The organism is Pseudomonas sp. WJP1 (assembly GCF_028471945.1).
Taxonomy (GTDB): domain Bacteria; phylum Pseudomonadota; class Gammaproteobacteria; order Pseudomonadales; family Pseudomonadaceae; genus Aquipseudomonas.
This window is the reverse complement of record NZ_CP110128.1, coordinates 2,606,006-2,617,603: the sequence shown is the minus strand read 5'-3', so window position 1 is coordinate 2,617,603 and position 11,598 is coordinate 2,606,006. Positions and strand designations below refer to the sequence as shown.

The 11,598-nt window shown below is 61.9% G+C and carries 8 protein-coding genes; 1 reads left to right on the top strand and 7 read right to left on the bottom strand.

Annotated elements, in window-relative coordinates; translation table 11 throughout:
• Position 1: 1 nt before the first annotated feature.
• Entirely contained in the window at positions 2-670 is a 669-nt protein-coding gene (locus OH720_RS11875; protein ID WP_272605758.1) for an ABC transporter ATP-binding protein, read from the bottom strand.
• Between the two features lie 932 nt (positions 671-1,602).
• Complete coding sequence (locus tag OH720_RS11870) at positions 1,603-2,409, bottom strand: class I SAM-dependent methyltransferase (protein ID WP_272605757.1); 807 nt, start codon at positions 2,407-2,409, stop codon at positions 1,603-1,605.
• 179 nt (positions 2,410-2,588) lie between these two features.
• On the opposite strand from OH720_RS11870, the gene OH720_RS11865 reads away from it, so the two are divergent.
• Positions 2,589-2,969, top strand: coding sequence for a hypothetical protein (locus OH720_RS11865; RefSeq protein ID WP_272605756.1), 381 nt, complete (start codon positions 2,589-2,591; stop codon positions 2,967-2,969).
• A 27-nt stretch (positions 2,970-2,996) separates the two neighbouring features.
• Here the strand turns inward: OH720_RS11865 and OH720_RS11860 are convergent, their stop codons facing one another.
• From OH720_RS11860 to OH720_RS11840, 5 genes are all read right to left on the bottom strand, one after another.
• On the bottom strand, positions 2,997-4,427 hold the full coding sequence (locus tag OH720_RS11860) for a sigma-54-dependent transcriptional regulator (protein ID WP_008054578.1): 1,431 nt from the start codon (positions 4,425-4,427) through the stop codon (positions 2,997-2,999).
• Positions 4,396-5,889, bottom strand: a complete 1,494-nt coding sequence (locus OH720_RS11855) for a sensor histidine kinase (RefSeq protein WP_272605755.1) — start codon at positions 5,887-5,889, stop codon at positions 4,396-4,398. Before OH720_RS11855 ends, OH720_RS11860 begins: the two co-directional genes overlap by 32 nt.
• A gap of 101 nt (positions 5,890-5,990) precedes the next feature.
• Positions 5,991-7,076, bottom strand: a complete 1,086-nt coding sequence (locus OH720_RS11850; RefSeq protein WP_272605754.1) for an SCO family protein — start codon at positions 7,074-7,076, stop codon at positions 5,991-5,993.
• Positions 7,077-7,093: 17 nt separating this feature from the next.
• The gene (locus OH720_RS11845) at positions 7,094-9,901 is read right to left on the bottom strand and encodes a multicopper oxidase domain-containing protein (RefSeq protein ID WP_272605753.1); all 2,808 of its coding nucleotides are present in this window, start codon (positions 9,899-9,901) and stop codon (positions 7,094-7,096) included.
• A gap of 187 nt (positions 9,902-10,088) precedes the next feature.
• Positions 10,089-11,537, bottom strand: a complete 1,449-nt coding sequence (locus tag OH720_RS11840) for a sensor histidine kinase (protein ID WP_272605752.1) — start codon at positions 11,535-11,537, stop codon at positions 10,089-10,091.
• Positions 11,538-11,598: the final 61 nt, after the last annotated feature.

Below are 11,598 nucleotides of genomic sequence, written 5' to 3'. Positions count from 1 at the left end.
CTCAGCCTTTGCCCACGGCCGCCAGTCGACCGCCGTGCAACACCACCTTTTCCGCCATTCGCGCCGCAACGCTGGGGCTGTGAGTGACCATCAGCAGGGTCGTCGGACTGTCGTCGAGCAGCTCGAGCAGCAACTTCAGCACCTCGGCGCTGGTGGCTTCATCGAGGCTGCCGGTGGGCTCGTCGGCCAACAGCAACTTCGGTTGCGACGCCAGTGCGCGGCCCAATGCGACCCGTTGTTGCTGGCCGCCGGAGAGCTGTTCGGGATAGCGCCGCAGCAAATCGCCCAAGCCCAGGCGCTGCACCAGATGCGCCTGCCAACGCGGATCATGGCGCCCGGCCAGGCGCGCCTGAAACGCCAGGTTGTCCTCCACCCGCAAGCTGCCGATCAGGTTGAACTGCTGGAACACCAGGCCGATCTCGGTGCGTCGCCAACTCGCCAGTTGCCCTTCGTTCATCTGCTCCAGGCGCTGCTGCCCGCTGCGGATGCTGCCGCGATCGACCTTGTCCAGCCCGGCGATCAGGTGCAGCAAGGTGCTCTTGCCGCTGCCCGACTCGCCCATCAGCGCCAGGCTGCTGCCCGGCTTGAGGCTCAGGTCGACACCTTGCAGCACCGGCAATGGGCCTTGCGGGGTGGCGTAGCTTTTGAAGACACCCTGGACTTCCAGCATGGGAGGACCCGTTCGATGAGCCTGGGCTCAAGGATAGCGGTCTGCAATGGTTTTGGTGCAGCAGGTATTCCGCGGTGGCTGGTTCACCTGTAGGAGCGAGGCTTGCCCGCGAAGAACGATAACGCGGTGCAACAGATACACCGCGGTGCCTGGTTCGCCTGTAGGAGCGAGGCTTGCCCGCGAAGAACGATGACGCGGTGCAACAGATACACCGCGGCGTCTGGTTCGCCTGTAGGAGCGAGGCTTGCCCGCGAAGAACGATGACGCGGTGCAACAGATACACCGCGGCGTCTGGTTCGCCTGTAGGAGCGAGGCTTGCCCGCGAAGAACGATGACGCGGTGCAACAGATACACCGCGGCGTCTGGTTCGCCTGTAGGAGCGAGGCTTGCCCGCGAAGAACGATGACGCGGTGCAACAGATACACCGCGGCGTCTGGTTCGCCTGTAGGAGCGAGGCTTGCCCGCGAAGAACGATGACGCGGTGCAACAGATACACCGCGGCGTCTGGTTCGCCTGTAGGAGCGAGGCTTGCCCGCGAAGAACGATGACGCGGTGCAACAGATACACCGCGGCGTCTGGTTCGCCGGCAAGCCTGGCTCCTACAAGCGAAGAACGATGACGCGGTGCAGCAGATACACCGCGGTGCCTGGTTCGCCTGTAGGAGCGAGGCTTGCCCGCGAAGAACGATAACGCGGTGCAACAGATACACCGCGGCGTCTGGTTCGCCGGCAAGCCTGGCTCCTACAAGCGAAGAACGATGACGCGGTGCAGCAGATACACCGCAGCGCCTGGTTCGCCGGCAAGCCTGGCTCCTACAAGCGAAGAACGATGACGCGGTGCAACAGATACACCGCGGCGCCTGGTTCGCCGGCAAGCCTGCCTCCTACAAAGCTAAGAACGATGACGCGGTGCAACAAATGCCATCGCGTCGATCACCGCTTCACCGCCACCCAGGTAAAACACATCGGCAACTGCGCCTCCTGCCCCTGGTAGCGGTCATAGAGCTCCTCGCGGTTGGAATGCGGGTACTCCCTGAAATGGCTGATCTGCAGCCCCGCATCGATGGCGCCGCTGAAGATCGCCCCCAGGGTATGGACAAACCAGTAGGACGGGGCGGCCGGTTGCTCGACCTTGCCTTCATAGACGATCGGCTGGTTCTGCACAAAAGGATCACGGCGAAAGTACGAGCTGGCCAGGCTGTAGGGATCGGCGGCCTCGGGGTCGAACATTTCCAGGAACGGGTGGGTTTCGTAGATCACCAGCGCGCCACCGGGCTTGAGGGTTAGCGCCGCATGGCGAAAGAACGCGCCGATGTCCGGCATCCAGTTCAACACGCCGATGGTCACCAGGGCCATGTCGAAGCGTCCCTGCAGTGTCGGTGGCAGGTGGTGAATGTCGGCCTCGATGAACTCAGGCCCGTGGGATGAGCGAGACGCCAGCTCCCGCGCCTGCTCAAGAAACGCCGCAGACTGATCGACCCCCACGACATGGCGGGCCCCCAGGGCGAACAGCGACAGGCTTTCGCGGCCGTTGTTGCAGCCCAGTTGCACCACGTCCTTGCCGTCGATGCCGACCTGCTCCAGGACCCCGGTCAGGGTTTCATCCAGGCAGGAAAAATCCGCGTGTTCCACGGCTCGCCAGAGCGCCTGCCATTCAGAGCTGTCCTTGTGGTGACGGGCGGAATCATTCCAGGCATCGCGGTTGCTGGCGATGGCCTGCTGTTTTGTCGGCATTTCCATTGCACGCTCCAGAATCGGGTATGGGTTTGACCGGCCCGAGTCTAGTCCATGGCTGGAAACCGACCCATCGGAGCATTGTTGCGATTGTGTAATCCGCGCCCCGCCGACGCTCGCCCGCGGGAACGCTATAGTTAATCACCTTGGGGAAATGCGCGAAAACCGATGCCGCAGGTGCTGCCATGAATACAACCGTACCCACGCTATTGCTTGCCCTGTGCCTGGCTGCCAGCTGCGCACAGGCGGACGACAGTGCGATGCAAACCGAAGAATCAAGCAGTGAATTCAACTACTACGGCGCGGACCAGCCCTTTGCCCATCCGGTTCCGCCGACCCTGAGCACGGTGCCACCGGGAGCGTACATCCCGACATCGCCCCAGACTTTCACTCCGGTTTCGAGCCAGCACGTGTTTTCCGATTCCCGATTGCCAACGGTGGCCGATACCACCGTTCGCGTGTTCATTCGCACCTACGACGCCGAACACGGCGTCTACGTGAACCAGGAGGTCCTCGATCCGACGTGCATGCTCGCTTGCCTCAGCGGTCAGAACCCGGCCTTGTAACAAGGCCGTGCCTGCCCTGCTGCGCCTTTACCACTGGCGCTTGTCCGGGCGCGCCAGGCCGAGTTTCTCGATCCGGTAACGCAGCATGTCGCGGCTCAGGCCCAACAGCCGTGCGGACTTGGTGACGTTCCAGTCGGTCTTGTCGAGCATCTTGCGCACCATGTCGCGCTCCACTTCCGGCAGGTTCATCGACTCGTTGCCGTTATAGGACGCACGGGGTTCCATCGGCGGCAGCTCGTGGGTAAACATCGCCGGCTCGTCCACCAGGCTCAGGCAGACGTTCAACTGGTGGGCGGCAATGGTGTCGTTTTGTGCCAGCAACACCGTCTGTTCAAGCATGTTGCGCAGTTCGCGCACGTTGCCCGGCCAAGTGTAGTTGAGCAGCATCTCTTCGGCCTGTTCGCTGAAACGCAGGTGCGGCTTGCCGTAGCGTTTGCCATGGGTTGCCAGGAAGTGCCGGGCCAGCAGCAGGATATCCTCGCCCCGGGCATACAGGCGCGGCACCTTGATCGAGATGATGCGCAGGCGGAAGAACAGGTCGCGGCGGAACTTGCCCTGCTGGACCATTTGCTCAAGGTTGCAATTAGTGGCGCTGATCACCCGCAGGTCGACCTTGCGCTCCTTCACCGAACCGACCCGGCGGATAGTCCGGTCCTCCAGCAGCTTCAGCAATTTGGCCTGCAGTATCAGGTCCATTTCGCCGATTTCATCGAGAAACAGCGTGCCGCCATCGGCCGCTTCCACCAGCCCCAGGCGACGGTCCTTGGCATCGGTGAAGGCGCCCTTCTCGTGCCCGAACAGCTCCGACTCCACCAGGTTGGAAGGAATCGAGGCGCAGTTGAACTCGATGAACGGTCCCTTGCTGCGCGGCCCGTCGAAATGCAGCGCCCGGGCCACCAGTTCCTTGCCGGTGCCGGTCTCGCCTTCCACCAGCACCGGCGGCAGGTCGGTATTGGCCATGCGCCGCTCAGCGTCGAGCAACTGCGCGATGGTGCCCTTGAGGTAGACCATCGGCGCCGATTCGCCGATCAAGGCCTGCACCCCGGACTTCTGCGCTTCACGCTCCTGATAGAACGACAGCGTGCGCTCCATCCGGTCGGTGGCCAGGGCCTTGTCCAGCAGCAGCTTGAGCTCCGGCAAGGCCACAGGTTTGGTCACGTAGTGGAACGCCCCCTCTTTCATCGCCACCACGGCGTCTTCGACATTGCCGTAGCCGGTCATCATGATCACTTTCAGATCCGGCGCGCTGATGCGCAGCTTCTGGATCAGGTCGTGGCCACTCATGCCCGGCAACGAATTGTCGGTCAGCACCACATCCGGAACGAAGGTGCTCAACTGCGACAGTGCGTCTTCGGCCGAGTGGCAGACGGTCACTTCGAAGTTCTTGCGTTCCAGGTAGGTCTGGATATTCTCGGCGAGCAGCTCATCATCCTCGACCAGCAGTATGCTGTGCTCCATATTCCCCTCCCGTTGCCACTTTGAAATTGAGACACACGCAGGTTCCTTCCTGTTCTTGGCTGGTCAGTTCGACCGAGCCTTCGAAGCGCTCCATTATTCTTTTGACCAGGGCCAGGCCCACGCCCAACCCCCCCTGTTTGGTGGTGAAGAACGGCTTGAAGACCATTTGCTGTTGCTGCTGGGTCATGCCCTTGCCAGTGTCGTTGAGGATCATGCGCACCTGGCCGGCTACCGGTGTTTCAATATCGATACTCAGTACGCCGCCCTTGGGCATGGCCTCCAGGGCATTGGCGAACAGACTATTGAGAATCTGCGTGAGCAACACCTGTTGGCTGACGACCGGTGCAACCTTGCTGGGGGTGAAGCGCACCTCGACGTTCGAACGCTGGATCTGCGGGGCAAAGGCGCCCAGGGTGTCGTCGATGGCGAGCACCAGGTCGACGGTTTCAAAGTCGTCGTTGACCGGGCGCAAGGACACCAGCAACTCACGGACCCAGCGCGACATGCGATCGACCTGGCTGATGATGTCGCCGATGTTCTTCTGCGCGGTCTGGTTGGCGATTTCCTGGGCCAGTTCGGCGCTGGAACGAATGTTCGCCAGCGGATTGCGCAGGCTGTGGGCGACCGCCGAGGACATTTCCCCCAGGGCGACGAAGGTTTCGTTGGCCACCAGTTGTTTCTGCTGGCTTTGCAACAACAGGGCCGCCCGGCGCACGATCCAGAACAATCCCAGGTAGATGACCGCACCGCCGAGCAGGGTGGTCAACCAGATCGCCCTGAACCCGCGCTGGATACGCTCTACCAGGTCCGTCGGCTCCTTGTAGATCTCGACCATGGCCACCACTTTGCTTTTGTCGGCGTTGAACATTGGAATGTAGTTCTCGACGAACAGGTATTGCGGTTCATGCAGCAGCCGTTGCTCGGGACGCTCCTCATCGATCTCGTGGTAGCTGGTGGACACCGCTTCCTTCATTTCGAAGGACTCGTCGAGTTCCTCGTCATTGTCGATGCGCACACCGATCAGCTCGGGGTTGGTCGACCAGACCACAGTGCGGTCCAGGGCGTACACCGTGGCCAGCAGGATGTCCGGCAGGTGTTCGACATGATCGAGAAACTCGATACGGGACGTGGCACGGGCGCCCGGGTCGACGTCGGGATAGGCCCCGTCGGCGCGTGGGTCAAGCATTTCGCCCATGGTCCGGTTCGGCGAAATCGCGGCGTGGCGGATTTCGGCCGCGCCAATGGCTTGCACGAATTGCGCGGTCAGCATGGAGTCGCGCTCAATGCTCTCCTCGACCACGAAACGCGTGGAAATGTAGCCCAGCCCCAATGCCACCCCGGCAATGATGAAAAAGCTCGCCAGGGAAAACCAGCGCACCAGGTTGAACGGCGGCCGCCAATCCTTGCCCTCTGCTGCCGGCGTATCCAGCGCAGGTACTTTGGGAGATTCCAGTCTCTGCATGGGAGGTCCTGATTGCTTGAAACAAGCCTTTCTCAGCCGCATTCCCGATCAGTGTAGGTGGCATTGACCGTCGCGGGCTGCCCGATAAAACTATTTTGCCACTATTGCACCTGCGCCTTGTCCGGTGCCGCGATCGCGTGGCCGTGTTGCGGTTCTTCAGCGCCGACGGCCAGGGGTGCGGGCAGCGGCTGCTGGCGGTCGGTTTCTGCCTGCAGGAACTCGATGATCGACTGCGCCGAGCGCTCGTCCAGGCGCAGGTTGGGCATCGGGATCTTGTCGAAGCGTTCGTACAACGCGACGGCGATCGGGTCTTTCTCGGCCAGCATGCGGTCGGGTTCGCGGATCCAGCGGTTCAGCCAGGCCGGATCGCGCTGGCGGGTCACGCCGACCAGGTCCGGACCGATGCTGCGCATGCCGATGCCCTGCCCGTCCATCGGACCAAGGCTGTGGCACGACGCGCAACGGGTGCGGAACAATTCTTCGCCGTTGCTCGGCGGGCGGATTTCCGGGGCATCGGCGTAGCTCTCGCCGATGCTTGGTTGTTTCCAGTTATGCAAGGTATTGGCCAGTTGATCGGCCAGGATCCAGGGGTTCTCGAAAGGTGAGGCTTTCATCCAGCGACCGGTTTGCTGGTTGCCGACGATCAGGCTCAGGTTGTGATCCTTGCTGCGGCCGTTGTCGACGCCTTCGATGAACAGACCGAGTTTTTGTCGCAACTCGGTGACGTCGGCGAACTCCCCGGTGAGGAACTGCCAGCCTGGCCCGACCTGAAAACGTTGCGCGTAGGCCTTGAGCACTTCGGGGGTATCGCTCAAGGGGTCGATGCTGATGGAGTAGAAGAAGATGTCCTTGCCGACCCGGTCGCCGAGCAGCTTCTGCACCTGGCGCAGGCGCGCGGTTTCCAGCGGGCAGGAGTCGCTGCACGAGGTGAAGATGAAGTTGATCACCACCACCTTGCCCTTGATCAGGTCATCGAAAAAATGCACCTGCCGACCGTCCTGGTCGGTCAGCAGGGTGTTGGGGAAATAGTCGCCACCCCAGGGCGTGGCGGCTTCGTCCGTGGCTGTCGGTGCTGGAGTCGAGGGTGCCGGATTGGCCACCAGCAGCTGGCTGGCCAGCAAACCAGTGACCAATATCAGCACCAGGTGCATGCCCAGGGCTTGCGCACGTGCGGTAGGCAACTTCATGTCGACACCCTCGCGGTTCATTGTTTGACCGTCACTTTCGGACCGAAGCCGTCGCCAGTACGGAAGGTTGGCAACGCGGCGGAGTTCACGTAGCGCACGCCATCCCAGCTTGGCAACGGGGTCGGCATCAACTGGAATTGCCCGGGCTTCTCGATGTCCCAACGCAGCAGCATGGAGTTGTCCTCGTGCTGGGTGTTGTGACAGTGCTCCATGTAGGTCCCGGCGAATTCACGGAAGTTGATCGCCATCTCGACGCTGTCCAGGCCGTCCTTTTCCGAGCCGATGCGGTACACGTCCTTGCGAGCCCATTTTTCCCATTCCGGTGGGGCCTTGCCGCCGCGACTGAGGATGATCCCCTCCTCGAAGTGCACGTGAACCGGGTGGCTCCAGCCCGTACCGCCGGCCTTGATGTTCCACACTTCCAGGGTGCCGTAGCCCGCGCCCCCGGCATCGGTCGGCCCGCTGGCCAACTGGGTCGAGGAGTTCAGGCGCCGAGGGTCCATGTGGAAACCGAAGCCGCCATCGGTCTTGACGGTCCAGGGTGCTTCATCGGTGCCATCGGAGCGGCCGAAGGTGAAGGTGCGATGGCGGGCCTTGGCCAGCAGCGCCTTGTCGGCCGCGTTGTCGCGATGGATTTTCAGCGGGATCATCACCAGGCCTTCAGCCTTGCCCGGCTTGGCCGGCTCGTAGGCGGCAGGGTCCATGGCCAGGTCCTGACCGGTGTAGGGTTTGACGTTGAGTTGCAACACCTTGCCCACTGCCGGGTCACCCTTGTCCCACATCGGTCCTTTGCTGGTTTGCTTGATCACTGCCTTGTAATTTTCCGAAAGCGCGTCCGCCAGCGACACCGGCTCCTTCGGCCCCTTGCCATCGTCATGCACCAGCAGGTTGACGAAGAACAGTTTGTCCCCGGGCTTGATGCCGTTTTTCGCGAAGTTGACGATGATGTCGAAACGCTCGGCAATGCCCTGGGTCGGCAGGATTGCGTTGTGGTTCTGTTTATCGCCGTCGGCGTCGAGGTCCATGGTGCCGTCGAACGGCACGCTGTGTTCCATGATGTTGCCGTCGTTGGCAATCATGTGGAAAGGCACGCGGGCATAGGACACACCCGAGCCCTTGGGCCCCTGGAACTCGCCACTGGTGCCCTTGATTTCACGCACCAGCGCCAGTTTGAAGTAGCGCGAAACCGAGCCGTTGAGCATCCGGAAGCGATAGCTGCGGGCGCGCACATCCAGGGTCGGTTTCCACTGCCAGTTGACCAGCACCTGGTCACCGAGGAAGCCGTCGGTGTTGAAGGGGTTGAACCACAGCTGGCCATTGCCGTCCCAGGCCTTGTCGGCGAACACCAGGTTGACGTCATAGTCGCGGTTGCCCCATGGCAAGGCGCTGCCGCTGGGGAAACGCAGGTTGACGCCGTCGTTCACCGACTCGTTGCCACGGTCCAGGGCGCTGTAGTAGTTCATCATCGCCGCGTTGCCCTTGTAGACATTCTGCGCGGTGAAATCCAGCATGTGGTCGTGGAACCAGTGGGTGCTCATGGTTTCGCGCCAGTCGCCGCGGATCTTGATCGTGCCGTTCTCGCAGGTCTTGCGACCCGGGCTCATGTCATTGGTCCACAGGGTTTCGCCCGGCGAGCAAGGGAACGCCGCGCGCGGATCATGGGCGTCGGTATTGATGCTGTCGTAGCCGGCCAGCTGGATCGGCCAGCGATAGTCGTAGTACTGCCCGGGGAAGAAAAACGCGTTGGCATAACCGTCGCTTTCCGCGGGCGCGTGGCCGTTGTGTTCGTGGGTACTGATGGTGTGCAGGCCAAAGCCCATGTTGGCCGACGGATCGATCGGCAAGCCGTTGTAGTGGCGCATCAGCAGCGGTTGGCCGTAGCGCACCATCAACAGTTTGGGCGGCAGCGTGCCGTCGAACGTCCAGACCGAGTTGTGGTTCTGTACCGGCATCGCCGGGTGAAAGCGCGGGTCGACGCCCTTGGCCGTACCGTCCGTGGCCGGTACACCGGCAACGTTGTGATACAGGCCACCGGGGCCGAACTCGCCCAAGGCATAGCCGTGCATCTGCCGGGCGTCACGCAAGCCACCGTTGATCCGCGCCCCGGTCTGCACGGTTTTGTAGGCGTTTTGCGGATAGAACTCGTTCCAGCGCTGATGGGACCAGCCCTTTCCTGGCGGACGGCCTTCGGCCGACGAGCCGATATGACGGTTGAGAAAGTACTCGATCTGCGCCTGCCACGGGTTGCGATCCACTTCGTTGGCGTACTGGCTGGGGAACGGGGTCAGCCCCGGTTGGCGCAGGAAGGTATCGAGCGCAGGTCCCGGTGGTGCGCTGCGGGCCGCACTGTTGGGGTCTTGTGCCGGTAACGGGCCAATGGCCGCCGCGGGAAACGGCAAGGGTGCCGCCGGGGTGGTCGGGTCGAGCTTTTCCGGGCCGAACTCTTCGAACAGCAGCAATTGCTGGGTGAACGGCTGGGCGCCAAACAACGGGCTCGGCTTGCCATTGGTGGGGTAGTTGAAACTGGTTTGCGCGGCAGGCGGCAGGACGTTTTCCAACCGTTCGGTATCGCGTGAACCCTTGACCCCGTCGGGCAAGTCGAAGGAGTCCTCGTTGGCCTCGGGCATGGTCAGGATGGCGTTCAGTGCCCCCACCCGGTCTTCAGGCTCATCGTAATAGGCAGAAGGATCAGTCGGTTCCGGCTGTCGCTCATCGTCTATGGGGCTGGCGCGCAAGGTCCCTGTGCTGAGTGAAATCGTCAAGGCGACGCTCAATGGCGTCAACAGACCAAACCATTTGAAGGGATACCGCGCTTTTGTGTCCATCACCAGCCGCCTCGATTATGTGAAGGGGGTGATGGGGGATTTGCAAGGACTCGGCCAAATTTGTAACTGCTTTATACAAAGGTATTAACACCCAGCAAAACAATGGCTTATCAGCATCAATGTGCCATGACCCGGGAATGGCGACTGGGGAATGGCACCCGCTAGCGGGGAAAGTTTACACCCATTTTCAGGGAACTCGCCTGAATGTCAGGCTGACGCGGGTGCCCTCGCCCTCCCGGCTTTCCAGGGCCACCGCCCCGCCAAAGCGTTCCATGATGCGCTTGACCAGCACCAGGCCGACACCGAGCCCGCCCTGCTTGGTGGTGAAAAACGGCCGGAATGCCATGAGTCGCTGTTCCTCGTTCATGCCTTTGCCGGTATCGCTGACCACCACGCGAACACGCTGGGTATCGATGGGCGTCATCGTCATGGCCAAGGTACCGCCTTCGTCCATGGCCTCCAGCGCATTGGCCAGCAAACTGTTGAGGATCTGCGTCAGCTGCACCTGCTGGCTCAACACCATCGGCGTGCCTATGGGTTCGAACAGCACATTGACCCGGCCCTTGACGATCTGCTGCTCGAAAGCCATGAGGCTGTCGTGCAGCGCCGCCACCAGGTTTACCGGCTCGCCGTCGTCATTGAGCGGGCGCAAGGATTGCAGAAGCTCGCGCACCCACTTCGACATGCGATCGACCTGGCCGATGATGTCGTTGATGTTCTTGTGCGCCGGGCCACTGTCGAACTCCAGTGCCAGTTCGGCGCTTGAGCGAATGGTGGCCAGAGGGTTGCGCAGGCTGTGGGCAACGGCCGACGACATCTCGCCCAGGGCCACGAAGGTTTCGTTGGTGATCAGTTGCTTCTGTTGCGCCGCCAGCAGGATCGCCGCCCGCCGCACGATCCAGTACAGCCCCAGGTAAATCAGCCCGCCGCCCAGGGCCGTGGCCAACCATATCAGCACCAGGCCACGTTCCATCCGGCTGATCAGGTCCTTGGGTTCCTTGTAGATCTCGACCATCGCCGTGACGTTCTTGCCTTCGGCATCGAACAGCGGAATGTAGTTTTCGATGAAAATGTATTCCGGCGGCGTGACGAATTTCTGTTCCATGCGCGCCTTGTCGACATCGTGATAACTGGCCGACACGGGCCTCTTCGAGGCGAAGGCCTGGTCCAGGTCTTCGTCGGCGTGAATCGTGGTCCCCATCAGGGCCGGGTTGGTCGACCAGATGATCATGCGGTCGGGGGCATAGATGTTGGCCAGGATCACATCCGGCAAGTGTTCGATATGGTCGAGGAATTCACCCCGGGCGTTGGCGCGGGCCAGTGGGTCGACGTCGGGAAAGTCCAGGTCCTTGCGCGGGTCGAGCAACTCGCCCATGGTCCGCACATTGGGAATCGATACGTGGCGCACTTCGGCCGAGGCGATCGCCTGGATGAATTGCGACGTCAACAGGGCATCGCGTTCCACGCTTTCGGTAATCACGAACTTGGTCGACACCGAGCCCAACGCCACCGCCACGGTGCCGATCACCGCCATGCTGATGAGCGAAAACCAGCGCAGCAGATTGAACGGCTGTTTGCGCGAGCTCAAGCGAATTTCGCCCTGGTCGGACGCCAGTGTCTTTGCAAGCGTGGTCATGGATAGTGTTCCCGCGAAACCCCTATAGGTTTATAGCGCACTGCCAGCGGTTTGCCCGACC

Excerpts from the sequence above, each read along its gene's own strand:
- OH720_RS11865 (WP_272605756.1), top strand. The coding sequence starts at position 2,589 with ATGAATACAACCGTACCCACGCTATTGCTTGCCCTGTGCCTGGCTGCC.
- OH720_RS11860 (WP_008054578.1), bottom strand. The coding sequence starts at position 4,427 with ATGGAGCACAGCATACTGCTGGTCGAGGATGATGAGCTGCTCGCCGAG.
- OH720_RS11850 (WP_272605754.1), bottom strand. The coding sequence starts at position 7,076 with ATGAAGTTGCCTACCGCACGTGCGCAAGCCCTGGGCATGCACCTGGTG.
- OH720_RS11855 (WP_272605755.1), bottom strand. The coding sequence starts at position 5,889 with ATGCAGAGACTGGAATCTCCCAAAGTACCTGCGCTGGATACGCCGGCA.
- OH720_RS11845 (WP_272605753.1), bottom strand. The coding sequence starts at position 9,901 with ATGGACACAAAAGCGCGGTATCCCTTCAAATGGTTTGGTCTGTTGACG.
- OH720_RS11870 (WP_272605757.1), bottom strand. The coding sequence starts at position 2,409 with ATGGAAATGCCGACAAAACAGCAGGCCATCGCCAGCAACCGCGATGCC.
- OH720_RS11840 (WP_272605752.1), bottom strand. The coding sequence starts at position 11,537 with ATGACCACGCTTGCAAAGACACTGGCGTCCGACCAGGGCGAAATTCGC.
- OH720_RS11875 (WP_272605758.1), bottom strand. The coding sequence starts at position 670 with ATGCTGGAAGTCCAGGGTGTCTTCAAAAGCTACGCCACCCCGCAAGGC.